General features: G+C 69.9%; 25 protein-coding genes and 1 tRNA gene. 8 read left to right on the plus strand and 18 right to left on the minus strand.

What is annotated here, in order from left to right; all coding sequences use genetic code 11:
* The first annotated feature begins 117 nt into the window (after positions 1–117).
* Together speD and sugE are read left to right on the plus strand one after the other, a co-directional pair.
* Positions 118–912 carry an adenosylmethionine decarboxylase gene (gene speD / locus ACEJ41_RS00800; protein WP_374012907.1) on the plus strand — a complete coding sequence of 265 codons (795 nt, stop codon included), beginning with the start codon at positions 118–120 and terminating at the stop codon, positions 910–912.
* A gap of 305 nt (positions 913–1,217) precedes the next feature.
* Positions 1,218–1,538 carry a quaternary ammonium compound efflux SMR transporter SugE gene (sugE, locus tag ACEJ41_RS00805; protein ID WP_374012908.1) on the plus strand — a complete coding sequence of 107 codons (321 nt, stop codon included), beginning with the start codon at positions 1,218–1,220 and terminating at the stop codon, positions 1,536–1,538.
* Between the two features lie 139 nt (positions 1,539–1,677).
* On the opposite strand, the gene coq7 is transcribed toward sugE, so the two are convergent.
* A complete protein-coding gene (coq7, locus tag ACEJ41_RS00810) occupies positions 1,678–2,322 on the minus strand; it encodes a 2-polyprenyl-3-methyl-6-methoxy-1,4-benzoquinone monooxygenase (protein WP_374012909.1) in 645 nt (214 codons plus the stop codon).
* A 249-nt stretch (positions 2,323–2,571) separates the two neighbouring features.
* On the opposite strand from coq7, the gene rplM reads away from it, so the two are divergent.
* The 4 genes from rplM to ACEJ41_RS00830 all read left to right on the plus strand — a co-directional run bounded on the left by rplM (position 2,572) and on the right by ACEJ41_RS00830 (position 4,745).
* On the plus strand, positions 2,572–3,000 hold the full coding sequence (gene rplM, locus ACEJ41_RS00815; protein WP_374012910.1) for a 50S ribosomal protein L13: 429 nt from the start codon (positions 2,572–2,574) through the stop codon (positions 2,998–3,000).
* Positions 3,001–3,009: 9 nt separating this feature from the next.
* Positions 3,010–3,402 (plus strand): 30S ribosomal protein S9, encoded by a 393-nt coding sequence (rpsI, locus tag ACEJ41_RS00820; RefSeq protein WP_374012911.1) that lies wholly within the window; start codon positions 3,010–3,012, stop codon positions 3,400–3,402.
* A gap of 122 nt (positions 3,403–3,524) precedes the next feature.
* Positions 3,525–3,599 (plus strand) — tRNA-Gln (locus tag ACEJ41_RS00825).
* A 102-nt stretch (positions 3,600–3,701) separates the two neighbouring features.
* Entirely contained in the window at positions 3,702–4,745 is a 1,044-nt protein-coding gene (locus tag ACEJ41_RS00830; RefSeq protein ID WP_374012912.1) for a diguanylate cyclase, read from the plus strand.
* Here the strand turns inward: ACEJ41_RS00830 and ACEJ41_RS00835 are convergent.
* The 10 genes from ACEJ41_RS00835 to ccoN are packed head-to-tail and all read right to left on the minus strand — an operon-like array spanning position 4,733 to position 13,690.
* On the minus strand, positions 4,733–5,464 hold the full coding sequence (locus tag ACEJ41_RS00835) for a sulfite exporter TauE/SafE family protein (RefSeq protein WP_374012913.1): 732 nt from the start codon (positions 5,462–5,464) through the stop codon (positions 4,733–4,735). The two genes, ACEJ41_RS00830 and ACEJ41_RS00835, sit on opposite strands and share 13 nt — an antisense overlap.
* The gene (gene ccoS, locus ACEJ41_RS00840) at positions 5,464–5,727 is read right to left on the minus strand and encodes a cbb3-type cytochrome oxidase assembly protein CcoS (protein ID WP_374012914.1); all 264 of its coding nucleotides are present in this window, start codon (positions 5,725–5,727) and stop codon (positions 5,464–5,466) included. Before ccoS ends, ACEJ41_RS00835 begins: the two co-directional genes overlap by 1 nt.
* Positions 5,724–8,141, minus strand: coding sequence for a heavy metal translocating P-type ATPase (locus ACEJ41_RS00845; RefSeq protein ID WP_374012915.1), 2,418 nt, complete (start codon positions 8,139–8,141; stop codon positions 5,724–5,726). Before ACEJ41_RS00845 ends, ccoS begins: the two co-directional genes overlap by 4 nt.
* Before the next feature lie 5 nt (positions 8,142–8,146).
* On the minus strand, positions 8,147–8,695 hold the full coding sequence (locus ACEJ41_RS00850) for a FixH family protein (RefSeq protein ID WP_374012916.1): 549 nt from the start codon (positions 8,693–8,695) through the stop codon (positions 8,147–8,149).
* A 10-nt stretch (positions 8,696–8,705) separates the two neighbouring features.
* On the minus strand, positions 8,706–10,253 hold the full coding sequence (locus ACEJ41_RS00855) for a 4Fe-4S dicluster domain-containing protein (protein ID WP_374012917.1): 1,548 nt from the start codon (positions 10,251–10,253) through the stop codon (positions 8,706–8,708).
* Positions 10,254–10,271: 18 nt separating this feature from the next.
* Positions 10,272–10,553 (minus strand): hypothetical protein, encoded by a 282-nt coding sequence (locus ACEJ41_RS00860; protein ID WP_374012918.1) that lies wholly within the window; start codon positions 10,551–10,553, stop codon positions 10,272–10,274.
* Positions 10,554–10,559: 6 nt separating this feature from the next.
* Entirely contained in the window at positions 10,560–11,480 is a 921-nt protein-coding gene (ccoP, locus tag ACEJ41_RS00865) for a cytochrome-c oxidase, cbb3-type subunit III (RefSeq protein ID WP_374012919.1), read from the minus strand.
* Positions 11,477–11,623: a cbb3-type cytochrome oxidase subunit 3 gene (locus ACEJ41_RS00870; RefSeq protein ID WP_374012920.1), complete on the minus strand. Its 147-nt coding sequence runs from the start codon at positions 11,621–11,623 to the stop codon at positions 11,477–11,479. The genes ccoP and ACEJ41_RS00870 overlap by 4 nt, the downstream gene beginning before the upstream one ends.
* Positions 11,624–11,626: 3 nt before the next feature.
* Complete coding sequence (gene ccoO / locus ACEJ41_RS00875; RefSeq protein ID WP_374012921.1) at positions 11,627–12,241, minus strand: cytochrome-c oxidase, cbb3-type subunit II; 615 nt, start codon at positions 12,239–12,241, stop codon at positions 11,627–11,629.
* A gap of 9 nt (positions 12,242–12,250) precedes the next feature.
* Positions 12,251–13,690, minus strand: coding sequence for a cytochrome-c oxidase, cbb3-type subunit I (ccoN, locus tag ACEJ41_RS00880; RefSeq protein WP_374012922.1), 1,440 nt, complete (start codon positions 13,688–13,690; stop codon positions 12,251–12,253).
* Positions 13,691–13,977: 287 nt separating this feature from the next.
* Here ccoN and ACEJ41_RS00885 point away from each other — a divergent pair, with 287 nt between their 5' ends.
* A complete protein-coding gene (locus ACEJ41_RS00885; protein WP_374012923.1) occupies positions 13,978–16,692 on the plus strand; it encodes a GNAT family N-acetyltransferase in 2,715 nt (904 codons plus the stop codon).
* Positions 16,693–16,788: 96 nt separating this feature from the next.
* Here the strand turns inward: ACEJ41_RS00885 and prpF are convergent, their stop codons facing one another.
* The 7 genes from prpF to nirK form a co-directional block, all read right to left on the minus strand.
* Complete coding sequence (gene prpF, locus ACEJ41_RS00890) at positions 16,789–17,976, minus strand: 2-methylaconitate cis-trans isomerase PrpF (RefSeq protein ID WP_374012924.1); 1,188 nt, start codon at positions 17,974–17,976, stop codon at positions 16,789–16,791.
* Between the two features lie 64 nt (positions 17,977–18,040).
* Positions 18,041–20,653 carry a Fe/S-dependent 2-methylisocitrate dehydratase AcnD gene (gene acnD / locus ACEJ41_RS00895; protein WP_374012925.1) on the minus strand — a complete coding sequence of 871 codons (2,613 nt, stop codon included), beginning with the start codon at positions 20,651–20,653 and terminating at the stop codon, positions 18,041–18,043.
* 244 nt (positions 20,654–20,897) lie between these two features.
* A complete protein-coding gene (locus tag ACEJ41_RS00900; RefSeq protein WP_374012926.1) occupies positions 20,898–21,131 on the minus strand; it encodes a hypothetical protein in 234 nt (77 codons plus the stop codon).
* A gap of 56 nt (positions 21,132–21,187) precedes the next feature.
* Positions 21,188–21,643, minus strand: coding sequence for an azurin (gene azu / locus ACEJ41_RS00905; protein ID WP_374012927.1), 456 nt, complete (start codon positions 21,641–21,643; stop codon positions 21,188–21,190).
* A 48-nt stretch (positions 21,644–21,691) separates the two neighbouring features.
* Positions 21,692–22,291 (minus strand): SCO family protein, encoded by a 600-nt coding sequence (locus tag ACEJ41_RS00910; protein ID WP_374012928.1) that lies wholly within the window; start codon positions 22,289–22,291, stop codon positions 21,692–21,694.
* Entirely contained in the window at positions 22,288–23,070 is a 783-nt protein-coding gene (locus ACEJ41_RS00915) for a formylglycine-generating enzyme family protein (RefSeq protein ID WP_374012929.1), read from the minus strand. The genes ACEJ41_RS00910 and ACEJ41_RS00915 overlap by 4 nt, the downstream gene beginning before the upstream one ends.
* Before the next feature lie 7 nt (positions 23,071–23,077).
* Positions 23,078–24,139 carry a copper-containing nitrite reductase gene (gene nirK / locus ACEJ41_RS00920; protein ID WP_374012930.1) on the minus strand — a complete coding sequence of 354 codons (1,062 nt, stop codon included), beginning with the start codon at positions 24,137–24,139 and terminating at the stop codon, positions 23,078–23,080.
* Between the two features lie 214 nt (positions 24,140–24,353).
* Here nirK and ACEJ41_RS00925 point away from each other — a divergent pair, with 214 nt between their 5' ends.
* A complete protein-coding gene (locus ACEJ41_RS00925; protein ID WP_374012931.1) occupies positions 24,354–26,450 on the plus strand; it encodes a TonB-dependent copper receptor in 2,097 nt (698 codons plus the stop codon).
* The last annotated feature ends 2 nt before the right edge of the window (positions 26,451–26,452 follow it).

Here is a 26,452-nt window from a genome sequence, read left to right on the forward strand (position 1 = left end):
CCGAAGGGTAGCCGCATGCGGGCCGCCGGGCAAACATCCGCCCGCCCGGGGCATACCTTCGTCAGCGGGTTTGCCCCATAATGCCGCGTTTCCCCACCCGCCAGGGACACGACCGCCGTGGTCAAACCACTGCCGCGCCTGAGGCTGCAAGGCTTCAACAACCTCACCAAGGCGCTGAGCTTCAACATCTACGACGTCTGCTACGCGGTCTCCGAGGACGAGCGCCAACGCTACATCGAGTACATCGATGAGGCGTACAACGCCGATCGCCTGACCCAGATCCTGACCGACGTGGCCCAGATCATCGGCGCCAACATCCTGAACGTGGCCCGCCAGGACTACGACCCGCAGGGTGCCTCGGTGACCATCCTCATCTCCGAGGAGCCGGTGATCGACAAGAAGGCGGCCGGCAAGGAAGTCATCTCCGACGCGGTGGTCGCGCACCTGGACAAGAGCCACATCACGGTGCACACCTACCCGGAGACGCACCCGCAGAACGGCATCGCCACCTTCCGCGCCGACATCGACGTGGCCACCTGCGGCGTGATCTCGCCGCTGAAGGCGCTGAACTACCTGATCGAGAGCTTCGAGTCGGACATCGTGGTGATGGACTACCGCGTGCGTGGCTTCACCCGCGACATCAAGGGCAAGAAGCACTACATCGACCACAAGATCAACTCGATCCAGGACTACATGGCCAAGAACATCCGTTCGCGCTACGAGATGATCGACGTCAACGTGTACCAGGAGAACATCTTCCACACCAAGATGCATGTGAAGGAGTTCGACCTGGACACCTACCTGTTCGAGGAAAAGGCGCGCAACCTTTCGTTCAAGGAGCGCATGCGCATCGAGGCGCTGCTCAAGCGCGAGATCGAGGAACTGTTCCACGGCCGCAACCTGGTGATCTGAGCCGGCGGCGCGGTGCGCCGTGGCCCGCACATGTCCCCGCGTCCGCAAGGCCGCGGGGGTTTTTTGTCTGGCCATCTGCCGCGTGCCGGATACGGGCCGCGTTGCCGACCGGGTGCGGTGAGGCGTGGGGTCGCCGGTTACACCGCGTTGGGCCGGCGATGGCGATAATGGCGCCACATCCAGCAGGCCGGGACGACCCGCCCATGCCGCGCGCATGCATCAGGACCGACGGCGGTCCGGAACCCAGTTCCGGCCCGCCGTCTGCTTTTGCGCGGGTTCCGGACACGTATCAGGAGAACAACCACATGGCATGGATCTATCTGTTGCTGGCCGGCATCCTCGAGATCGGCTTCGCCCTGGGCCTGAAGCACACCCAGGGCTTCACCCGCTTGTGGCCCAGCGTCGCCACCGCGCTGGCCGCCGCCGCCAGCCTGTACCTGCTGACCCAGGCCCTGCGCAGCATCCCGGTGGGCACCGCCTACGCGGTGTGGACCGGGATCGGCGCGTGCGGCGTGGCGGTGGTGGGCATGCTGGTGCTGGGGGAAAGCGCCTCGCCCATGCGCATCGCATGCATCGGCCTGATCGTGGCTGGTGTGGTCGGGCTGAAGCTGGCCGCGCCGGCCTGAGCGGCCCGTACGGCCTTCCCGCTGGAGCGGATGACGCGTACCGCCACATCGACGCCGCCACTCCACGCGCAGGTCGCCCAGACACGGAGGGATGCGGCACCGTGTAGGAGCCGGTCTTGCCGGCGACCGCTCCCGTCGTTCAGGTCCGGTAGGCCACCAGCTTCATCAATTTCGAGGCCAGCGCCATCGCCTGCGGAATCGGCGGCGGCAGGACCCGTGCACCGGCCTGCTCGGCGTGGTCGGCGTGGCGCGCTTCGTCGTCCTTCATCACCCGGATGATCTCGCGGCTGCGCAGGTCATCGGCTGGCAACGACTGCAGGTGCTCGTCCAGGTGGGCCTCGACCTGGCGTTCGGTTTCCACCACGAACCCCAGGTTCCAGCCATCGCCGCGCAGGCCGGCCAGGGTGCCGATGGCATAACTGCCGGCGTACCACAGCGGGTTGAACAGGCTGGGGCGGCTGTCCAGCTCGCGCAGGCGCTGCGCGCACCAGGCCAGGTGGTCGGTTTCCTCCTGCGCGGCATCGAGCAGGTGGGCGCGGGTGGCCGGGTCGCGGGCCACCGCGGCCTGGCCGAAATACAGGCCCTGCGCGCAAACCTCGCCGACGTGGTTGATCCGCATCAGGCCGGCGGCATGGCGCCGGTCCGCCCGCGGCAGCACCGGGTCGTCCGCTTGCGCCGGGCAGGGGCGCTGCGCGGGTGGATCGCCCAGGGTGGTTTCCAGCGCGCGCTGGGCCTCGACAAGGATGCGGTCGAGCGGGGACAGGTGGCGGGAGACGGCAGACATGGAAGCGGGCCGCGATGGAGGGATGACCGGATTGTCGGCCGCTGGCGCCGGTTTGCCAAACCGGCCCCTGGCGCCCGCCATCCCCCTGCCGCGCCGCGCCCACGGCAGGCGGCGGCCAGCTGGGCAGTTGCGTCGCTGGCGGGGGCCGGCTATGATCCCGTTTCTGTGTTGCACCCTTCACAACGCGAGGCAAAGTTCCGACCGGGCAATCCGGTGCCGGAATCCGCCCGACCAACCGCCCGAGTTCAAATGAAGACCTTCATCGCCAAGAACGAGACCGTCCAGCGCGACTGGTACCTCGTCGACGCCACCGGCAAGACCCTCGGCCGCCTGGCCGCCGAACTTGCCCACCGCCTCCGCGGCAAGCACAAGCCCGTCTATACCCCGCACGTCGACACCGGCGACTACATGGTCGTGGTCAATGCCGACAAGATCACGGTGACCGGCAACAAGCTGCAGGACAAGATGTACTACCGCTTCACCGGCTACATCGGCAACCTGAAGAGCGAAACCCTCGCCCAGGCGCTGGAGCGCCACCCGGAGCGCGTGATCGAGATCGCGGTCAAGGGCATGCTGCCCAAGGGCCCGCTGGGCCGGGCCATGTACCGCAAGCTCAAGGTCTACTCCGGTTCCGAACACCCGCATTCGGCGCAGCAGCCGAAGCCGCTGGACATCTAAGGCACAACGATGGCTATCACTCAGAATTACGGCACCGGCCGTCGCAAGTCCTCCACTGCCCGCGTGTTCCTGCGCAAGGGCAGCGGCACCATCACCGTCAACGGTCTTCCGCTGGACCAGTTCTTCGGCCGCGAGACCGCGCGCATGATCGTGCGCCAGCCGCTGGAGCTGACCCAGAGCACGGACAAGTTCGACATCGTCGTCACCGCCATCGGCGGCGGCACCACCGGCCAGGCCGGTGCGATCCGCCTGGGCATCGCCCGCGCGCTGGTCGAGTACGACGAGTCGCTCAAGAGCGACCTGCGCAAGGCCGGCTTCATGACCCGCGATGCCCGCGAGGTCGAGCGCAAGAAGGTCGGCCTGCACAAGGCCCGCCGCGCCACCCAGTTCTCCAAGCGCTGATGCGCCGGAGTGGCCGTCTCCTTCGCGGAGGCGGCCTGCGGAAGGCGGGCCCTGGCGGCCCGTCGTGGCTGTCCCCGTCGGCGTGCATTCACCGGCAGGCGGCCCTATAATCCGCCGTCTACAGCCCCGTCGCCAAGCGGTAAGGCACCTGACTCTGACTCAGGCATTCGGAGGTTCGAATCCTTCCGGGGCTGCCATTTTCAAGAAGCCCGGCCGTCATGCCGGGCTTCTTCGTATCCGTCCGCCACGCGGTGGCATGATCCCGCGTCCGGACCGCACCCCGACCCGTGACTGCCGACATGCATGATCAGCCCAGCACGCATTCCGGGATCGCGCTGTTCGTGCGGTACACCTGTGCCATGCGCGCGCTGGGCTTCTACACCGGCGTGCTGGGCGTGGCTTCGGCGATGCATGGCCAGGGTGCCTCGGCAACCTGGCTGCTGCTGCTGGTCTCCAGTTGCCTGGCCTGGCCGCTGCTGGCCTGGCGGCTGTCATCCACCTCTTCCGATCCGCGGCGGGCCGAGTTCCGCAACCTGAGCGTCGACACCGGGCTGGCCGGGTTCTGGATGGCGATGGCGCAGTTCGACCTGCTGCCCTCGGCACTGCTGGTCGCGGTGATGGCCATGGATCGCACCGTCGTTGGCGGCCTGTCGCTGGCGCTGCGCTCGATGGCGGTGATGGCGGGCGTGGCCCTGGTGACCTCCGCGTTCAACGGCTTTGCCTTCCAGCCGCACACCCGCTTTGCCACGATGCTGTGGTGCCTGCCGTTCCTGGTGCTGTACCTGATGGCCATGGGCGTGGCGGCGCGGATGTTCTCCGAGAAGGTGCGCACGCAGAAGCGGATCCTGGAGCAGGTGTCGCGGATCGATGCCGAGACCGGCCTGGCCACCCGCCCGCAGTGGCTGGCGCTGGTGGCCGCGCAGTTGCAGCGCTTCCAGCGCTACGGGGCGGTGTCTTCGTTGCTGATGATCGACATCGACCAGTTCAAGCGGATCAACGACACCCACGGACACCTCGCCGGCGACCAGGTGATCCGTGACGTCTCGGCGCTGCTGCATGCCAGTTTGCGTGGAGTGGATTCGGCCGGGCGCTACGGCGGCGACGAGTTCGGCGCACTGCTGCCCGGCACCGACCGCCAGGCGGCGCTGGAAGTGGCCGAGCGGCTGCGCCAGGCGGTGGCCGAGCGGGTTGTCGTGGGCGGCGTGCCGGTGACCCTGAGCATCGGCGTGGCCGAGCTGGCGCCGGGCATGGACAGCATCGAGGCCTGGAGCGGGGCCGCCGACGAGGCGCTGTACCAGGCCAAGGCCGATGGCCGCAACTGCGTGCGCCCTCAGCCGGCGTAAGGCCGGCAGCCCAGTGCTGCAAGCGGGCCGTGCAGTGCCGGCACCTGCATCAGCCACGGTGCGGCGATGGTCAGCAGGCCGGCGCCCAGCACGATGCAGGCCATGGCCATGCGCAGGCGCGGGCGCTGCAGCCAGCCGCCCAGGCGCGCGCCGGACCAGGTCAGCGGCAGCATCATCGGCAGGGTGCCGGCGCCGAACGCAGCCATCACCAGGGCGCCACCGCCGGCGCTGGCCTGCAGCCAGGCCACGGTGAGCAGGCTCAGGCTCAGGCCGCACGGCATCCAGCCCCACAGCGCGCCCAGGGCGATCCGCCGCCAGGCACGGTCGGCCGGCAGCAGATGCCGGTGCAGGGGGCGCATCCATTGCCACGCCCGGGCACCGGGCCGGGCCAGGAAGCCGAGGCGGCCACGGCGGTCGAGCAGGCGCAATGCAACCAGCACCAGGGCGACGCCTGCGGCCATGCGCACGCCCACGGCCAGTGCATCGGTGCGCGCCAGGCGCAGCACGCCGCCACCAAGGCCGCCGGCCAGGGTGCCGGCAAGCACGTAGCCTCCGATCCGGCCGAGGTTGGCCTGCCAGGCCACCGCCAGCGGCCGCCCCGGCGCCATTGCCGGGAAGCCGGTGGCGATGCCGCCGCACATCACTGCGCAATGCAGGCCGCCGAGCAGGCCGGCGACCAGTGCAGCGAGCAGGGTCGGCAGGTCGACCGGCATGTGCATCAGCCCTCGTGCGGTGGCTGCGGTGCCCGGTCGGGCGCTGCCGGATCGTGCGGCGAGAGAGCATGTGGCGCGGGAGCGTGCGCTGCCGGGTCGTGCGCGCTGCGTGCACGCGGCGGGGCGGGGCGGTCGTGGTCGTCCAGGATGTCCAGCGCGGGAGTATCCAGGTCGTCGAACTGGCCGCGCCGGACCGCCCACACGAATGCGCCAACCGCTGCGCCCAGCATCAACAGGCTGATCGGGATGAGCAGCAGCAGGATGTTCATCGTGTCGCCTCGATCGGCAGCGGCCGGGTGGCGGCAACGGTGGCCGGCTCCGGGCGTGGCCGCGCCAGCCGCAAGGCGTTGAGGGTCACCGCCAGCGAGGACAGGGCCATGCCCAGGGCCGCCAGCCACGGCGTGACCAGGCCGGCGGCGGCCAGCGGCAATGCCAGCACGTTGTAGCCCACCGCCCAGGCCAGGTTCTGGCGGACGATGCGGCGGGCGTTGCGCGCCAGCGCGACCGCGGCGGGAATCCGCAGCAGGCTGCCACCGGTGGTGACCAGGTCGGCGGCGCGGTGCGCCAGCGAGGCGCCCTCGCCCATGGCGATGGAGACGTCGGCACCGGCCAGCACCGGCGCATCGTTGAGGCCATCGCCGACCATCGCCACGATCCGTCCCTGCTGCTGCAGCGCGCGTGCGTAATCCAGCTTGTCCTGCGGCGACTGCCGCGCATGCACCTCGGTGATGCCCAGGCGCGTGCCGAAGGCATCCACATTGCGCGCCGCATCGCCGCTGGACAGGTGCAGGCGCAGGCCTTGTTCGCGCAGGCGGGCGATGGCGCCGGCGGCATCGGCGCGTTCGCCCTCGGCGACCGCAAAGCGCGCCGCGCTGCCGTCATCGCCGGCCAGCCACAGGGCGCCGTCGTCCTCGGTGCCGTCGGCGTAACCGGCCTGGCCGAGCCGGTAATGCACGCCCTCGACCTCGCCCTCGATGCCGCGTCCGGCCACCGCACGCACGTTCCGCGCCAGCGGCGGGTCGGCCACGTCGGCAAACGCGGCCGCCAGCGGATGGCGGCTGTCACGCTCCAGCGCAGCGGCAATGCGCAGTGCCTGCGCCTGATCCAGCCCGCGGCATCGGTCCACCGCCCGCAATCGCGGCTGGCCATCGCCCAGGGTGCCGGTCTTGTCGAACACGATGTCGGTGGCCTCGGCCAGCCGATCCAGCGCGCCGGGCCGTACCGCCAGGACGCCGAGCCGGGCCAGGGCGCCATGGGCGGCGGCCATCGCCGCCGGTACCGCCAGCGACAGCGCACACGGGCAACTGATCACCAGCAGCGCGAGCACCACTTCGAATGCGCGCGAGGGATCGTGCACCCTCCACCATGCGTACACCGCCAGTGCGGCCAGCAGCAGCCCGGCCACAAAGCCGCTGGCGATCTTCTCGGCGCTGCGCGCCAATGGCGGTCGCTGCGATTGCGCCAGTTCGACCAGGCGCGCCAGTTCGGCCAGGCGGGTGTCATCGCCCACCCGCACCACGCGGATGCGGGCCGGATGCTCGCGGCAGGCGGTACCTGCATACACGGTATCGCCCGCGCGCTTGGCCACCGCCGTCGATTCGCCGGTGAGCAGCGCTTCCTCGAAACGGGCATCGGCATCGAGCAGGATGCCGTCGCCCGGCACCGGCTCGCCCACCGCCACCCAGGCCACGTCTCCGGGCGCCAGCAGCGCCAGTGGCACCGGCTCGCGGCTGCCATCGGCGCGCTCACGGGTGGCGAACGCGGGCCGTGCGCGTGCCAGCGCATCGACCTGGGCGCTGGCGATGCCGCGCGCGCGCTGTTCCAGCTGGCGCGCCACCAGCAACAGGAACACGAACATCACCGCCGCGTCGTACCACACGTGCTCGGCACCGACCACGGTGCCCCACACGCTGGCCAGCCACGCCAGCAGGGTGGAGCCGGCGACCAGGGTGTCCATGCCCAGGCGCAGGTGGCGCAGTTCGCGCAGCGCGCCGGCGATGAACGGCCAGCCGGCCCAGAACACCACCGGGGTGGACACCAGGAAGGTGATCCAGCGGAAGAAGTCGCGGGTGGGCACCGGCATGGTGTTGTTGAAATCCAGGTACAGCGCCTCGGCGAACATCATCGCCTGCATCGAGCCGATGCCGGCAATGCCCACGCGGACCAGGGCGCGGTTGCGCTCGCGGCGGCGTGCACGCTCGCGCGCTTCGCCAGTGGCCAGGTAGGGCCGGTAGCCGAGCGAGGCCAGCCGCCGCAGCAGCCGCGACAATGCCACCTGCGCCGGATCCCACACGATCCGGATGCGGCCGGTGATGGCGTTGGCGCTGATCTCGCCCACGCCCGGTTCGCGCCCCACCGCGCGGTCGATCAGCCAGGCGCAGGCGGCGCAGCGCATGCCATCGGTGAGCACGGTGATTTCGCGCCCGCCCTCGACCTGGCGGGTATGCCCGGCGAGCAGGTCCTCGCGGTCCCACAGCGCCATCTCGGGCAGATCCTCGCCGACCCGCATCGCCGGCTCGCTGCGCAGGCGGTAGTAATCCTGCAGCCGGTTCTGGGCGATCCACTGCGCCGCCGCGGCGCAGCCACTGCAGCAGAAGGCGCGGCGCTCACCGTCCAGCTCGGCGTGGGCAGGGGTGCGTGGCAGGGGCTCGCCGCAGTGGTGACAGGCGGCCGTCACGTCCATGGTGTTCAGGGCGCGGGTGCGTCGGGCGCCGGGTCGCCGCCATCCAGGGCAGGGTCCACGCGCGCGGCCAGCTGGCCGCGGGGCAGGCGCCCGCGCAGGCGCCAGTTGGCATCGGCCGGGCCCAACTGCATCAGCCAGTCGTGGCCAGGGTCCAGGGTCGCCGCCGCGCGCCAGCCGGTGGCCACCGGCTGCAGGTCCAGCACCCGGTCTTCGGCCGCGCGCAGCGGATGGTGCAGGCGCAACTGCAGCGGTGCGGCGCGCTCGAAGCGGCCGGTCACCGGCAACACTTCCACTGCGCCGGCCTCCTGGTCCACCCGCACCACCGCGCTCAATCCCAGCTCACCGGCGCGCGCATCCGGCCCCAGGTCGGACTGCTGCACCTGGCCGGTGCGCTGCACCTGGTAGGCCACCGCGTCCACCGGGCCGTCGCGGCTGGCCACGGTCACCATGATCACCCCGCCGGTCACCGATGCGGCCACCAGCGCGATCACCAGCCAGATGATCGGCTGGCGCCATGGCGAGCTGGCGGTCTGCGGACTGCGGTCGTCGGTCATCGGATCTGCCTCACATCGGGCCGAAGAAGGTGGTGTCCACCCGGGCGTGCGCCGTGCCGTCGCGGGATTCGACCACGAAGCGCAATTCGTGGCGGCCGCGGATGTCGGCCGGCGCGGTGACATCCAGGCCCTCGGCGACCACCTGCCCGGCGCCAGCCACGACCTCGCGCTCGCCGCCGCGCAGGACCAGGCCGGCGGTGGGGGATTCCACCCGCACCACGTAGACCATGTCGCGCTCGGTCTTGTTTGCCAGCTTCAGTGTGTAGCCGTTGTCGACGCTGTCGGCCTGCACCCGGTACAGGGCGTTGCGGTCGCGCAGCACATCGGCGATCAGCGGGCTGCGGTTGCCCACGCCCCATGCCCAGCCGGCCATCAACGCGACCAGCAGCACTGCATAGATCAGGATGCGCGGGCGCAGCACGCGGGTACGGCCGCCTTCCATCGCGTTCTGGGTGGTGTAGCGGATCAGTCCCTGCGGGTAGCCGACCTTGTCCATCACGTCGTCGCAGGCGTCGATGCAGGCGCCGCAGGCGATGCACTCGTACTGCAGGCCGTTGCGGATGTCGATGCCGACCGGGCACACCTGCACGCACATGGTGCAGTCCACGCAGTCGCCCAACTGCTCCGGCTCGAACCTGGGCAGCGGCTCGACCTGCGCGCCGATGTCGCCCAGGGTGATGGTGCCGCCGGCCTGGAGCCGGCTGGCGGCGGCGCTGGGGTGGTGGCTGGCGCGGAACACGTAGTCGTAGGCGGCGCGCACGTCCAGCAGGCCGCGTGCCCGTTCCAGCACGCTGCCCAGGCCACGCTTGCGCGGCCCGCGCGGCTCGCCGCGCATCGGGTCGTAGGCGATGATCAGGGTGTCGCGGTCGAACATCGCGCTCTGGAAGCGCGCGTAGGGGCACATGTACTTGCACACCTGCTCGCGCAGGAAGCCGGCGTTGCCCAGGGTGGCGCCGGCATAGAACAGCACCCAGAACAGCTCCCAGCCATTCCATGCGTACGGCACGATGCGTTCGCCCAGGCTGACGATGGGAGTGAAGAAACCGACGAAGGTGAACCCGGTCCACAGCGAGAACACGATCCACAGGAAGTGCTTGGAGCCCTTGCGCAGGATCTTCTGGCCGGTCCACGGGCCGGCATCGAGCTTCATCCGCTTGGCCCGGTCGCCTTCGGTCCAGCGCTCCATCCACAGGAACACTTCGGTCCATACCGTCTGCGGGCAGGCATAGCCGCACCACAGGCGGCCGGCCAGCGCGGTGACGAAGAACAGGGTCAGCGCCAGGATCACCAGCAGCAGCGCCAGCAGGCTGAAGTCCTGCGGCCAGAAGGTCAGCCCGAACACGTGGAACTTGCGCGCCGGCAGGTCGAACAGCACCGCCTGGCGCCCGTCCCAGCTCAGCCACGGGAACAGGTAGTACATGCCAAGCAGCCAGAACACCGCCGCCTTGCGCAGCCGGTCGAAGCGGCCGGAAACATCGCGCGGATAGACCTTGCGCTCGCTGACATAGAGCGAATCGCCGCCCGTGTCGACCACTTCGATGTCGATGGACTTGCTCAACTTGCAACCCGCCTTGTACTAGCGCCTGGGTCCGTTGAAGCGGCTCGACGGTCGCAGCAGGATCCAGGTGAAAAGGCTGGACGACGCGGTCGCCAGCCAGAAGGTGAAAAAGCCGATGGTGTAGCCGACGCCGCGGCTGAGTTCCACGTGCGGAAAGGTGATCCGCTCCAGCTCGGTGGGATCGACGAAGGCGAAGAACACCATCGTCGCCACGCCTGCGGCGAAGAAGCTGGGCCACAGGATCGCCCCGATCCGCTGAACCAGCGGTCGGGGCGCATGATCGAAGTCGGGGACGCTCATGGTTGCTCAGTCGTCCGCGGTATCGCTGTTTGACAGCGACCACACGTAGGCGGCCACCAGCCGCGCCCGGGTCTCGCCGAGCAGGTCGCGGTGCGCGGGCATCACCCCGTGGCGCCCCTCCATGATGGTCTTGCGCAGGCTCTCGCGGCTGCTGCCGTACATCCAGTAGTCGTCGGTCAGGTCGGGCGCGCCGATGGCGGCATTGCCTTTGCCGTCGATGCCGTGGCAGGCCACGCACACGCCCTCGTACAGCTTCTTGCCCTGGGCGGCGCCGAAGTTGTTCTGCAGCGTGTCCGGCGCCGACAGGGTACGCATGTAGGCGATCGTGTAGTCCACCGCCTCGGGGCCGCCCATGCCGGTCAGCACGGTGCCCCATTCGGGCATCACGCCTTCGCGGCCGTCCAGCACCGAATCCAGGATCTGCTCCGGGGCGCCGCCCCAGTGCCAGATGGCGTCGGTGAGGTTGGGATAGCCGATCGCGCCCTGGCCCGAAGACCCGTGGCAGGTGGCGCAGGTGTTGGCGAAGATCGAGCGGCCCAGCGCCAGCGCGCGCGGGTCGCCTGCCAGGTCCGGCAGCTCGCGCCCGCTGAACGCGGAGAAGGTTTCCTCCAGGCGCGCATCGGCCACGGCCTTGGCGCGGTCATGCTCGCCGGCCGAACTCCACTTGCCCAGCCCCGGATAGCTGCCAAGCCCGCCGTACCAGGCCAGGTAGACGGCGCCGAAGACCAGCGAGATGTAGAAGCCGATGATCCACCAGCGCGGCATCGGCTTGTTGTACTCGGTGATGTCGCCGTCCCAGTAGTGGCTGGTGTCCTCGGGCTTGGGATCGCCCGGGCGGCGCTTGGCGGTCCACCACAGCAGCCAGGTGCAGCCACCCAGGTTCAGGACCAGCAGGGCGATGACGTACCACGACCATCCGGTGCTCATGGGCGGTCCTCCCCGGTTTGGGAATCATCCAGCGCCAGGCGCGCGGCCTCGTCGAAACCGGCGCGGTTGCGCGGCAGCCACGCCCAGGCCCACACCCCGACGAACAACAGCAACAGCAGCAAGGTCACGATTCCGGACATCATCTGTCAGTTCCCCTTCGGCGCGTGCCGGCCCAGGCCCTGCAGGTAGGCCACCACCGCATCAAGCTCGGTCTTGCCGGCCACGTCCGCGGCCGCGGCGGCGATCTGCTCGTCGGTATACGGGTCGCCCAGCCGCTGCAGCGCCTTCATCCGACGGGTCATCGTTGCGCCGTCCACGCCGGTGCTGGCCAGCCACGGGAATGCGGGCATGTTCGACTCGGGCACCACGGCGCGCGGGTCGATCAGGTGCACGCGGTGCCAGTCGTCGGAGTAGCGGCCACCCACCCGCGCCAGGTCCGGCCCGGTGCGCTTGGAGCCCCACTGGAACGGGCGGTCATAGACCGATTCGCCGGCCAGCGAATAATGGCCGTAGCGCTCGGTCTCGAAGCGCAGGGTGCGCACCATCTGCGAGTGGCAGCCGTAGCAGCCCTCGCGGATGTAGACGTCGCGGCCGGCCAGTTCCAGCGCCGGGTACGGCTCCACCCCCGGTGTCGGCTCGATGGCCTCTGCCTGGCGCATCAGCGGGATGATCTCGGCCAGGCCGCCCAGCGAGATCGCCACGGCGATCAGCACGGCCAGCACGCCGACGTTCTTCTCGATCTTCTCGTGTCCGATTGCCATTGCTCGTCCTCAGCCCTGTGCCTCGGCGGCGTGCGGCGGCAGCACCGGCTGCGCGGCCGGGTTGCCGGCCATCTGCCGGGTGCGCCACATGTGCCAGCCCATCAACACCATGCCGGCGGTGATCAGCACCCCGCCCAGCAGGCGGCCCATGTAGTACGGGTAGGTGGCGATCAGCGACTCGACGAAGCTGTAGGTCAGGGTGCCGTCGGCGTTGGTGGCGCGCCACATCAGGCCCTGGGTGATGCCGGCGATCCACATCGACACGATGTAGAACACCACGCCCAGGGTGTGCATCCAGAAGTGCACGTCGATCAGCCGGGTGGAATACATGCCCGGCAGGCCCAGCAGGCGCGGATACAGCGAATACAGCGAGCCGATGGAGATCATCGCCACCCAGCCCAGGGTGCCGGCGTGGACGTGGCCCACGGTCCAGTCGGTGTAGTGGCTCAGCGAGTTGACCGTCTTGATCGACAGCAGCGGGCCTTCGAAGGTGGCGATCATGTAGAAGCTGATGGCCACGATCAGGAACTTGAGGATCGGGTCGGTGCGCAGCTTGTGCCACACCCCCGACAGGGTGAGGATGCCGTTCATCGCGCCGCCCCACGACGGCGCCAGCAGGATCACCGAGAACACCATGCCCACCGACTGCGCCCAGTCCGGCAGCGCGGTGTAGTGCAGGTGGTGCGGGCCGGCCCACATGTAGATGGAGATCAGCGCCCAGAAGTGCACGATCGACAGCCGGTAGGAGTAGATCGGCCGCTGCGCCTGCTTGGGCACGAAGTAGTACATCATCGCCAGGTAGCCCACGGTCAGCAGGAACGCCACCGCGTTGTGCCCGTACCACCACTGCGCCATCGCATCGACTGCGCCGCTGTAGATCGGGTAGGACTTCCACAGCCCGGCCGGGATGGCCAGGTTGTTGACGATGTGCAACAGGCCCACGGCGATCACATAGGCGCCGTAGAACCAGTTGGCCACGTAGATGTGCTTGACCCGGCGCTTGACCAGGGTGCCGAAGAACAGCCAGCCATAGGCGACCCAGACCACCGCGATCAGGATATCCAGCGGCCACTCCAGCTCGGCGTACTCCTTGCCCTGGGTGAAGCCCAGCGGCAGGGTGATGACCGCGCCGACCATGGCCGCCTGCCAGCCCCAGAACACGAACGCGGCCAGGCGGTCGGAGATCAGGCGCACGTGGCAGGTGCGCTGGACCACGTACAACGAGGTGGCAAACAGCACCGAGCCGCCGAAGGCGAAGATCACCCCGTTGGTGTGCAGCGGGCGCAGGCGGCCGTAGCTGAGCCAGGCGGTGTCGAAATTGAGCACCGGCCAGTACAGCTGGGCGGCGATGAACACGCCCACGGCCATGCCGACGATGCCCCAGAACACCGTGGCCACCGCAAACTGGTGGACCACCTTGTCGTTGTAAGTCCCGTGCACGCTGTGCATGCGGTCCGTCCCTCAATGTGAACGGGGGAATCTTCCCCCGGATGGCGCAATTCGGGCATTGATCCGGATCAATGCGCGACCGGAAATTTCGGGGTACCCACGACACTGGCCGTCGCCATGCCCGGGGCATGGGACGAGGCCGCGTGCCACGGCGTGCGCTGGGCAGGTCTCCCACGCCAGTATAGGCGCGCGGCGGGCACTCCACGATGGGACAGATTGTCCGGGGCATGGCATCGACGGCAGGCCCTGTATGGTGCCCTCTGGATGCAAACCAGGAGGCGCGCCGGATGAGTACCTATGCACTGGATGCGGTGTTCCGCCCTCGCTCGGTGGCGGTGGTCGGGGCCAGCCCGCGCGAGCGCTCGGTCGGGCGCACGGTGATCCGCAACCTGCGCGATGCCGGTTTTTCCGGTCAGGTGGCGGTGGTCAACCCCAAGTACCCGCAGATCGAAGGCATTGCCACCGTTGCGCGCCTGGCCGACCTGCCATTCCGCCCGAAGCTGGTGGTGGTGTCCACGCCGGCGGCCACGGTGCCCGGCGTGATTGCCGAGGCCATTGCCGCCGGCGCGCGTGCGGCGGTGGTGGTCACCGCCGGGCTGGGCCACGGCCCCGGCTCGCTGCAGGAGCAGGTGCGCGAGCTGGCGCGGCCGCACGGCCTGCGCATCGTCGGCCCCAACTGCCTGGGGGTGATGGCGCCGCATGCGCGGCTCAACGTCAGCTTCGCCGCGCGCGGCCCGTTGCCGGGCGACCTGGCCCTGGTCTCGCAATCCGGGGCGATTGCCTCGGGCCTGGTGGAATGGGGCGCGGCGCGCTCGATCGGATTTTCGGCGGTGGTGTCGCTGGGCGATGCGATGGACGTGGATTTCGGCGACCTGCTGGACTGGTTCGCCCAGGACCGCAAGACCCGCGCGATCCTGCTGTACATCGAATCGCTGCGCGATGCGCGCAAGTTCATGTCCGCCGCGCGCGCGGCGGCGCGGTCCAAGCCGGTGGTGGTGGTCAAGTCCGGGCGCCACGCCCAGGGTGCCAAGGCCGCGGCCACCCACACCGGCGCGCTGGCCGGGTCCGATGCCGTGTACGACGCGGCCTTCCGCCGCGCCGGCCTGTTGCGGGTGCTGGCGCTGGACGAGCTGTTTGCCGCGGCGCAGACCCTGGGCCGGCTGCACAGCGCGCCCGGCCGGCGCCTGGCCATGCTCACCAATGGCGGCGGCCTCGGGGTGCTGGCCGTGGATCGGCTGGTCGACCTTGGCGGTACCGTGGCCGCGCTGGATGCGGCCACCGTGGCGCGGCTGGATGCGGTGCTGCCGCCGACCTGGTCGCGGGCCAACCCGGTGGACATCGTCGGCGATGCCGATGCCGGCCGTTACACCGCCGCACTCGAGGCCCTGCTGGCCAGCGACGACAACGATGCGGTGCTGGTGATGAACGTGCCCACCGCGCTGTCGGCGCCGGTGGAGGCGGCCGAGGCGGTGGCCGGCGTGCTCGAGCGCCGCGCGCGCAGCACGCCGCACAAGCCGGTGCTGGGGGTGTGGCTGGGCAGTCCGCCCGAAGCGGTGGCGCGGCTGGACGCGGCCGGCGTTCCCACCTACGCCACCGAGTCCGATGCGGTGCGTGGCTACACCTACCTGGTGCGCCACCGCGAGGCCCAGCAAGCGCTGATGGAAACTCCGCCCAGCCTGCCGGAGGATTTCGTGGTCGACGCCGCGGCCGCGCAGGCGATCGTGGCCGACGCACTGGCCCAGGGCCGGCAGTGGCTCGACCCGCTGGAAGTGGCCGCGCTGATGCAGGCCTATGGCATCCCGATCGCCGAGACCATCCTGGCCGCCGACCCGGACGCGGCGGTGGCCGCGGCCGCGCCGATGCTGGCGCGCGGCACCCCGGTGGCGCTGAAGATCCTCTCGCCCGACATCGTCCACAAGTCCGACGTCGATGGCGTGCGCCTGAACCTGGCCAGCGCGGACTCGGTGCGCGAGGCCGCCGCCGGAATCCTTGCGCGTGCGCGCCAATTGCGCCCGCAGGCCGACATCCACGGCGTGACCGTGCACCCGATGATCGTCAAGTCCAAGGCGCGCGAACTGATCTGCGGCTTGGCCGACGACGCCACCTTCGGCCCGGTGGTGGTGTTCGGCCGCGGCGGCACCGCGGTGGAGGTGATCGACGACAAGGCCCTGGCCCTGCCGCCACTGGACCTGCGCCTGGCCCACGACCTGATCTCGCGCACCCGCGTCTCGCGCATCCTCAAGGCCTACCGTGACGTGCCGGCGGCCGACGAGCGCGCCATCGCGCTGGTGCTGGTGAAACTGGCGCAGCTGGCCGCCGATGTGCCGCAGGTGCGCGAACTGGACATCAACCCGCTGCTGGCCGACCGCGATGGAGTGATCGCGCTGGACGCACGCGTGGCCATCGGCCCGTACCAGGAAAGCGGCAAGGGGCCGTGGCATCCGCGCTTCGTGATCCGCCCCTATCCAAAGGAGTGGGAGCGCGAGGTGGCGCTGGCCAATGGCCGGCACATGCAGGTGCGCCCGGTGCGCCCGGAGGACGAGGCGATGTTCCGCGCGTTCTTCGAAAAGGTCACCGAGGAGGACCTGCGCCTGCGCTTCTTCTCGGCGGTGCGCCACTTCAGCCACGAGTTCATCGCCCGCCTGACCCAGCTCGACTACGCCCGCTCCATCGCCCTGGTGGCGGTCGACCCGGACAACGGCCAGATGCTGGGCGCGGTGCGCCTGCTGGCCGACGCCAATTACCAGCGCGGCGAGTACGGCATCCTGGTGCGCTCGGACCTCAAGGGCTACGGCATCGGCTGGCAGCTGATGCGCATCATGATCGAGTGGGCCGGCAGCATCGGCCTGGCCACGGTGGAAGGCCAGGTGCTGCGCGAGAACGGCACCATGCTGGCGATGTGCCGGCAGCTGGGCTTCCGCGTGGTCCCGGACCGCGAGGATCCGACGATGATGAACGTGGCCCTGGACGTGGCCGCCGGCAACGCCGCCCCGGCTCCGTAGGAGCCGGTCTTGCCGGCGACCCTTGCGCAGGATGGATTTCGATGAAACCCGTTGCGCGCACGCATGCGCCATCACGGTCGCCGGCAAGGCCGGCTCCTACACGGTGTCCGCCGGCACCCGTACGTGGCCTTGCATCAGGACCCGCGCGCTGCGGCTCATCACCGCGCCGGTCACGGCCCACTGCCCGTCCACCTGCGCGACCGTGGCGCCGACGCGCAGGGTGCCGGAGGGGTGGCCGAAGCGCACCGCCTCGCGCGCGCCACCGCCGGCCGCACGGTTGACCAGGGTGCCCGGTACCGCTGCCGCCGCCGCGATCGCGACCGCGGCCGTGCCCATCATCGCGTGGTGCAGCTTGCCCATGGACAGTGCGCGCACGCTGAGGTCGATGTCGCCGGCAGCAACCAGCGTGCCGCTGGACGCCATGTAGTCCCTCGGCGGCGCGACGAAGGCGACCTTGGGCGTGTGCTGGCGCGTGAGCGCTTCGCCCGGCGTGGCGATCAGGCCCATGCGCAGCGCACCGGCGACGCGGATCGCTTCCAGCCTGGCCAGTGCGGCGCGGTCGTCGTTGATTGCACGCTGCAGTTCGGTGCCATCGCAGCCGATGTCGTCGGCGTTGACGAAGACGGTGGGAATGCCGGCGCTGACCAGCGTCGCCGGCAACGGGCCGATGCCGGGCACGTCGAGCGTATCGACCAGGTTGCCGGTGGGGAACAACGCGCCGCCCGCCTCGCCGTCATCGGATGGGTCGAGGAATTCCAGCACGATCTCGGCTGCCGGAAAGGCCACGCCATCCAGCGCGAAATCGCCGGTTTCCTGCACCTCGCCCGCGACCATCGGCACGTGGGCGAGGATGGTCCTGCCGATGTTCGTCTGCCAGATGCGCACCGTGCAGCGGCCATCGCGTGGCACCCGCGCCGGGTCGAGCATGCCGCTGGAAATCGCGAACGGCCCCACCGCCGAGGACAGGTTGCCGCAGTTGCCGCTCCAGTCCACCAGGGCGCTGTCGATCGCCACCTGGCCATAGAGATAGTCCACGTCATGGTCCGGCCGGGTCGAGGGCGCCACGATCACGCACTTGCTGGTGCTGGACGTCGCCCCGCCCATGCCGTCGGTGTGCTTGGCGTAGGGATCGGGCGAGCCGATCACTCGCAGCAGCAGCGCATCGCGCGCCGGCCCCGGCACGCGCGCCGCTTCGGGCAGGTCCTCGAGGCGGAAGAACACGCCCTTGGAAGTGCCGCCGCGCATCCAGGTGGCGGCAATGCGGAGTTGTGGACGGGTACTCATCGTGATCCGGGTCGTTCGGAAGGAATGTATCAGCGGTGGCCGCAGGCCGGCCACGGCCGTGCCATCACGCCGCCGATGCCTCCAGGAAATCCTGGGCGAAGCGCTGCAGCACGCCGCCGGCGGCGTAGATCGACAGCTCCTCGTCGGCGTCGATCCGGCAGGTGACCGGCACCTCGGTGCTGGATCCGTCGCGACGGTGGATCACCAGGGCGAGCGTCGCGCCTGGCGCCGGCGTGCCGGCCACGTCGAAGGTTTCGCTGCCATCGATGCCCAGGGTCAGGCGCGTGGTGCCCGGCTGGAACTGCAGCGGCAGCACGCCCATGCCGATCAGGTTGGTGCGGTGGATGCGCTCGAAGCCCTCGGCCACGATCGCCTCCACGCCCGCCAGGCGCACGCCCTTGGCCGCCCAGTCGCGCGAGCTGCCCTGGCCATAGTCGGCGCCGGCAATGATCACCAGCGGCTGGCGGCGCTGCATGTAGGTTTCGATCACCTCCCACATGCGCATCACCGTGCCTTCCGGCTCCAGCCGCGCCAGCGAGCCCTGCTTGACCGCGCCATCCACCACGGCCATCTCGTTGACCAGTTTCGGGTTGGCGAAGGTGGCGCGCTGGGCGGTGAGGTGGTCGCCGCGGTGGGTGGCGTAGGAGTTGAAGTCCTCTTCGGGCACTCCCATCGAGGCCAGGTATTGGCCGGCCGCGCTGTCGGCCAGGATGGCGTTGGATGGTGACAGGTGGTCGGTGGTGATGTTGTCGCCCAGCACCGCCAGCGCGCGCATGCCGGTGAGCGTGCGCTCGCCGGCCAGGGCGCCTTCCCAGTACGGCGGGCGGCGGATGTAGGTGGATTGCGGGCGCCAGTCGTAGAGCGGGGCGACCGCGCCGCCATGCTCCACGCGCACGTCGAACATCGGCCCGTAGACCATGCGGAAATGCTCGGGCTTGACGCTGGCGCGCACGATCGCGTCGATCTGCGCGTCCTCTGGCCAGATGTCCTTGAGCCGCACCGGCTGGCCATCGGCATCGATGCCCAGCACGTCCTTCTCGATGTCGAAGCGCACCGTGCCGGCGATGGCATAGGCCACCACCAGCGGCGGCGAGGCCAGGAACGCCTGCTTCGCATAGGGGTGGATGCGGCCGTCGAAGTTGCGGTTGCCGCTGAGCACGGCCACCGAATACACGTCGCGCGCGATGATCTCGCGCTGGATCGCCGGGTCCAGGGCGCCGCTCATGCCGTTGCAGGTGGTGCAGGCGAAGCCGACGATGCCGAAGCCCAGCGTCTCCAGTTCCGGCAGCAGGCCGGCTTCTTCCAGGTACAACTGCACCGCGCGCGAGCCCGGCGCCAGCGAGGTCTTCACCCACGGCTTGCGCAGCAGCCCACGCGCATTGGCGTTGCGCGCCAGCAGGCCGGCGGCAATCACGTTGCGCGGGTTGGAGGTGTTGGTGCAACTGGTGATCGCGGCGATGATCACCGCGCCGTCCGGCAGCAGGCCGCCGGCCTCTTCGCCACGCGCGGCCTGCAGCTTGTGGCCATCGGCGATGCCGCGCTCGGCCAGGTCGCTGGTCGGCAGCTTGCGGTGCGGGTTGGATGGCCCGGCCATGGTCCGCACCACGGCCGACAGGTCGAACTCCAGCGTGCGCTCGTACTGCACCTGGCCCAGGGTATCGGCCCACAGGCCGGCGGCCCTTGCGTAGGTTTCCACCAGTTGCACCTGGGCCTCTTGGCGGCCGGTCAGGCGCAGGTAGTCCAGGGTCTGCTGGTCGATCGCGAACAGTCCGGCGGTGGCGCCGTACTCGGGGCACATGTTGGAAATGGTGGCGCGGTCGCCGATGGTCAGGGCCGCGGCGCCTTCGCCGAAGAACTCCAGGTAATGGCCCACCACCCGTTCGGCGCGCAGGAATCCGGTCAGCGCCAGGACCACGTCGGTGGCGGTGATGCCCGGCTGCGGGCGGCCGCACAGCTTGACCCCGGTGATCGGCGGCAGCCGCATCCACGAGGCGCGGCCCAGCATCACGCTTTCGGCTTCAAGCCCGCCCACGCCAATGGCGATCACGCCCAGCGCATTCACGTGCGGGGTGTGGCTGTCGGTGCCCACGCAGGTGTCGGGGAAGGCCACGCCGTCGCCCACGTACACCACCGGCGACATCTTCTCCAGGTTGATCTGGTGCATGATCCCGTTGCCCGGCGGGATCACCTCGACATTGGCAAACGCGCGCCGGCACCACTTGATGAAGTCGAAGCGGTCGGCGTTGCGGCGATCCTCGATCGCGCGGTTCCTGGCCAATGCCTGCGGATCGGTGCCGCTGTGTTCCACCGCCAGCGAGTGGTCCACGATCAATTGCACAGGCACCACCGGGTTGACCCGGGTCGGGTCGCCGCCACGCGCGGCGATCGCGTCGCGCAGGCCGGCCAGGTCCACCAGTGCGGTCTGGCCGAGGATGTCGTGGCACACCACCCGGACCGGGAACCAGGGGAAGTCCAGGTCACGGCGGCGTTCGACCAGTTGCAGCAGGTAGTCGTGCAGCCGGGCCGGGTCGGCGCGGCGCACCAGGTTTTCGGCATGTACCCGCGCGGTGAAGGGCAGGCCGGCCCATGCGCCGGGCCGCAGCGCTTCCACCGCCTGGCGCGCGTCGAACCACTGCAGCGACGTGCCGGGCAGGGGTTTGCGGTACTGGATGTTCATGGCGGCCCCCGCAGGCAGTGGCCCGGGTCCATTGCCGCCGGCGTGGCGGCCTGCCGGACGTGGCGGGCATGGAGGTATGGGCCTGATTCTACTGCCGCGTTGCGCGCGGCAATGGCCGGTTGCCCGTCTGCCACCTGAAACATGCCGGACATCGCCGCCATGGGTTGATGCCGGCAATCAATGCATCAGCACCGCCATCGTCGCGTTCCTCTTCCCGCGCAGTGCGCGCGGTGCGGTGCGGGGCTCAGCCGCTGCAGCCGCCGCAGCACACCGACGGCTGCAGCTCGATGTCGGCCACGGCCACCGGATGCCCGGCTGCGGCCAGGGTCATGGCCAGTTCGAAGGGCTGGATGCAGGTGGAGACGCGCACGCGGCCGTCGGCCGTGTCCACGTCCACCAGGCCGGCCGGGTCGATGTCCAGCAGGCGTTGTTCGATGTCCTGCAGTTGCGGGTGTTCGATGCTGATCTTGAATTCCATGTGTGGATCTCCCGGGAAGCATCCGGGCCGCCGTGGGGGCGGCCCGGCGCATCCACTTACTTGGTGACGACCAGCTTGCCCTTCATCAGGGTGGAGTGGCCGGGGAAGCTGCAGAAGAACGAGTAGTCGCCGCCGGCGGCCAGCTTCTTGCCGGAGAAGGTGATCTTGGTCTTCTCGCCGCCGCCGATGACGTGGGTGGCGGCAATCACGCGGGCGTCGTCCTTGGGCACGTAGTGGTTGGCAGCGCCGGCCTTGATCGCGTCGCGGGCCAGGGCGGCCAGGTCCGGGGTCTTGGTGATGACCACGTTGTGGCCCATCGCGGCGGCCGGCAACTTGCCGGTGTGCACCAGCTCGATGGTCACGGTGGCGCAGGACGCCGAGACGGTGGCCTCCTTGAGGTCGAACTTCATGGCGTCGTCGCCCTTGAGCGCGATGGTGCAGTTGCCGGCGGCGTGGGCCATGCCGGCGGCACCGAACAGGGCCAGGGCAAACAGGGTGCGGGTGAGTTTCATGTGGGGATCTCCTTGCTGGGGTCGGGGGTAAGGTGATGGAAGTATGGATCAGGGCTGGGCGAGGGCATCGCGCACCTTGTCGAGGAATGCCGGATTGGCGGCGGCGCCGGCCACTTCGGATCGTGCGACCTCCTGGCCGTCGGCGTCCAGCAGTACCAGCACGCTGGTGTGGTTGATGCTGCCGTCCTCGCGGAAGCGGTAGCGCACGTCCAGCACGCTGGCCAGGGCACGCACGTCGTCCGCCTGCGGCTGCAGGAACCGCCAGTGTGTATCCACGCGGTGGCGTTGCGCCAGGTCGGCCAGCACCGCGGGAGTGTCGCGTGCCGGGTCCAGGCTGATCATGGCGATATCCAGGCGCTCGCGCTGGGCATCGGGCAGCAGCTTCTGCACCGCCTTGGCGTTCTCGATGACCAGCGGACACGTCAGGTGGCAGTTGGCGTAGATCATCGACACCAGTTGCGCACGCCCGCGCAGTGCGTCCCAGCGCAGGGCGTTGCCGTGCTGGTCGGTCAGTCCGGCCTGCAGGTGGTAGAGCGACTTGCCAGGCAATGCCTGCGCCGTCGTGGTGCCGGCGGCCTGCGCCTGCGGCGTGGCCGCGGCCATCGCCACGGCGATGCCGAGCACCAGGGAAATGATGGGGGACTTCATGGCTGGCTCCTTGCGCAGCGGAAACCGAGGTTGCCCAGGGTGGCGGCGGGCTGCAGCGCCGACAGCAGGACGAAACGCTTGACCACGCCGTAATCGGTGCGGTCGTTGAATGACAGGGCGGTGGCACCGCAGTAGCGCAGGGCCTCGCCGTCTTCCTGGCCGCGGCTGTCGCTGTCGCCCAGCAGCGAGGCGAAATCCCCGCTCCATTCCCAGGTGGCACCGTGCAGGCCGTACACGCCCCAGGCGTTGGCCGGTGCGCCGGGCGCCGCATCCATTGCCCGCGGCGTGCCGTCGTTGATCTGGCGCATGCGCCACGCCGGGTCGCTGCGGGCGTCGCTGCGGGTGGCATCGGCGGCGGCCGCGTACTCCCACTCCAGGAAGGTCGGCAGGCGCGCGCCCTGGGCGCGGCAGTAGGCATCGGCGGCATACCAGTTCACGTGCACCACCGGTGCCTGCGGGTCGGCCATCGCGCCGGGGCCATCGGCCGAAGCCCAGTGGCCCAGGTAGCCGGGGCTGGCGAACACGGCCGGGATCCGGTCGCGCCGCCAGTTCGGGTGGGTGGCCAGGAATGCGGCGTACTGCGCGTTGCTGACCGGCCGTTCCATCAGCTGGAAGGAGGCCACCGGCATCGTTGCGGCGGCCTCCTCGAAGCGGACCGAGGAACGGAACGGGCCACCATCGATTGCCCGGTACTGCGCCGGGGCATCCGTGGCATCCATGGCGCCGGCGGTGGCCGGCGCCAGGATCGCGGCAAGCATCAGTGGCAGCAGCCGTTCCATTGTGTCCTTACCTGCCTCCCTGGGGCTCGCCTTCGGGGTACTCGATGTCGTGCTGCTGTCCGGTGTAGATCTCCGGACGCTCCTCGCCCTCGACCTTGAGGATGCCCAGCGACCCCTTGTGGAAGGTGCGGAAGATGCTGTGGTCCACCAGGATGAAGTTGCCCGGCACGTCGGCCGTGAACTCCACCATGGCCGAGCCGCCCGCCGGCACCAGCGTGGTCTGCACGTTCTCCTGGTACTTGGTGCCGCCCTCGTAGTAGACCTTGTCGAAGATCTCGCCGATGACGTGGAAGCTGGAGACCAGGTTGGGACCGCCGTTGCCCACGAACATGCGGATCTTGTCGCCGGCCTTGGCGGTGAGCGCGTTGTCGCCGGTCAGCGAGCCTTCGGAGCCGTTGAACACCACGTAGGTCGGATGCTCGTCGATCGCCTTCTCCAGGTCGAAGGGCTGCAGGCCCGGTTCGCCGTAGGCGCCCGCGGTGTAGAAGTCGCCCTGCATGACGTAGAACTCCTGGTCCACCGGCTCCAGCCCTTCCTCGGGCTCGACCAGGATCAGGCCGTACATGCCGTTGGCGATGTGCATGCCCACCGGCGCCATCGCGCAGTGGTAGACATACAGCCCCGGGTTGAGCGCCTTGAAGGTGAACTGGGTCTCGCGGCCGGGCAGCGTGTTGGTTGCCTCGGCGCCGCCGCCGGTGCCGGTGACCGCGTGCAGGTCGATGTTGTGCGGCACGTGCGAGCTGTGGTGGTTCTTGAGCTTGAACTCCACCGTGTCGCCCTCGCGCACGCGGATGAAGCTGCCCGGCACGGTGCCGCCGAAGGTCCAGAACTCGTAGGTCACGCCATCGGAGATGCGCATTTCCTTTTCCACCATTTCCAGGTCGACAACGACCTTGGCGGGGGTCTTGCGCGTGATCGGCGGCGGCACCATCGGCGGTGCGGTCAGCACGGCCTGGATGGTCTCCAGCGGGGCGCCCGCCGGCTTGGCGGCAAAGGCGGGAACAGCGAGCGCCGAGGCAATGGCACCGGCAAGGGCACATGCAAGCAGGGGGCGGAGCGTGGTTCTCATCGCGAGTCTCTTTTTTTCGCTGGTTGGTTGGCAGGGACAGGTTGCGATGGCATCCGCGCACGCTCCTTGATTTGCATCAATCCGGTTGCCGCACGTGCATGTTTCGAAAGGAGTTTTGACCCAGGTCAAGCTGCCTGCGGGTGGGACAATTTGCCCAATCCCCGTGGCGATTTCCACCTCCACAATCGATGCGTTCCCCTACGGAAAACGTGCCATGTCCACACGCACGAACACGCTCGCAGCGGCACTGGCCAGCGCGCTTTTCCTGCCCGCCACGCTGGCGGCGCAGGATCACGCCGCGCTGCCCGATGCGGTCACCCACCACGCATCGATGCACGACATCGGCGCCCATGCCACCACCCTCGACGGGGTGGTGGTGATGGGCGTGGCGCCGGCGGCGGCCAACACCTTCGTCACCGACCCGAAGCTGCCGCGCCAGCCGGTTCCGGCCAGCGACGGCGCCGACTACCTGAAGACCATCCCCGGATTCACCGCCCTGCGCAGCGGCGGCACCAACGGCGACCCGGTGCTGCGCGGCATGTTCGGCTCGCGCATCGCGCTGTTGACCAACGACGGCGCGCTCAGCGGCGCCTGCCCCTCGCGCATGGACAACGCCATGTCCTACATCGCCCCGGAAACCTACGACCGGCTGACCGTGATCAAGGGCCCGCAGACCGTGCTGTGGGGCGGCGGCGCATCGGCCGGCACGGTGCGCTTCGAACGCGAGATCCCGTACTTCGATCGTCCCGGCGTGCGTGCCCAGGGCAGCGTGCTGGCCGGCAGCAGTGGCCGCAACGACCAGGTGCTCGACCTCACCGCCGGCACCCCGCGCGGCTACGTGCGCCTGGCCGGCAACCGCTCCGAGGCCGACGACTACCGCGATGGCGCCGGCCGCCGCGTGCCCTCGGCCTGGGAAAAGTGGAACGCCGATGCGGCCATCGGCTGGACCCCGGATGCGGACACCGTGCTCGAACTGAGTGTCGGCACCGGCGACGCGCAGGCGCGTTACGCCGGCCGCGGCATGGACGGGGCGCAGTTCCGCCGCGACAGCCTGGGCCTGCGCTTCGAGAAGAAGCACATCGGCGGCGTGCTCGACGCGGTGGTGGCCACGGTCTACCGCAACGAGGTGGACCATGTGATGGACAACTACAGCCTGCGCCAGCCGGACCCGTCCGGCAGCATGCCGATGCCCATGGCCAGCAACGTGGGTGACACCAGCCAGGGCGGGCGCATGGCCGCCACCTGGCAGCAGGACCGCTGGGAACTGACCGCCGGCATCGACGGCCGCCAGAGCGAGCACCGCAGGCGCAGTGCGATGGGCCGCGACGCCTGGCGCGGGCAGCCGTGGACCGACGATGCACGGTTCCGCACCGTCGGCGTGTTCGCCGAATCGCATTGGCACGTAAGCGACGTGCACCATGTGATGTCCGGCCTGCGCGTGGACCGTGCCCAGGCCGACGACCTGCGCGCCACCACTGCCGGCATGCGGCCCATGCCCAACCCCACCGCCGGCCAGAGTCGCCGCGACACCCTGGCCGGTGGCTTCGTCCGCTACGAGTACGACATGGGCGGGCGCCTTGGCTGGTACGCCGGGCTTGGCCACGCCGAACGCATGCCCGACTACTGGGAGCTGTTCTCGCCCAACCGCGGCCCGGACGGGGCGGCCAACGCCTTCGCCGGAGTGCGTCCGGAACGCACCACCCAGCTCGACGCCGGCCTGCAGTGGCGCGCCGGTGCATTCGATGCCTGGGCCTCGGTGTATGCAGGCCGGATCGACGACTACGTGCTGTTCGACTACCTGGGCGGCGGCGCGATGGGCACCACCACCCGTGCGCGCAACGTGGATGCCGACATCGCCGGTGGCGAACTGGGCGTGGACTGGAAGCTGCGCGATGGGCTCAAGCTGACGGCCGCGCTGGCCTATGCGCGCGGCGAGTCCGACGACGGGCGCGCGCTGCCGCAGATGCCGCCGCTGGAAGCGCGCCTGGCCGCTGCCGGCGAGCATGGCAACTGGTCGTGGGGCGCGTTGCTGCGGCTGGCCGACAGCCAGGGCCGGGTCAGCACCGACCGCGGCAACGTGGTCGGCCGCGACCTGGGCGCCAGCCCGGGCTTTGCGGTGTTCTCGCTCAATGGCGGCTATCGCCTGGGCGAGCGGCTGCGGGTATCGGCCGGCATCGACAACCTGTTCGACCGCGCCTACGCCGAGCACCTCAACCTGGCCGGCAACAGCGCCTTCGGTTACCCGGCCGCCCCCGAACGCATCGCCGAGCCGGGCCGCACTGCCTGGGCCAAGCTCAATTTCACCTACTAGGC

Origin of the sequence: Pseudoxanthomonas koreensis, from assembly GCF_041890415.1 — a bacterium.
In the GTDB taxonomy this organism is placed as follows: domain Bacteria; phylum Pseudomonadota; class Gammaproteobacteria; order Xanthomonadales; family Xanthomonadaceae; genus Pseudoxanthomonas; species Pseudoxanthomonas koreensis_A.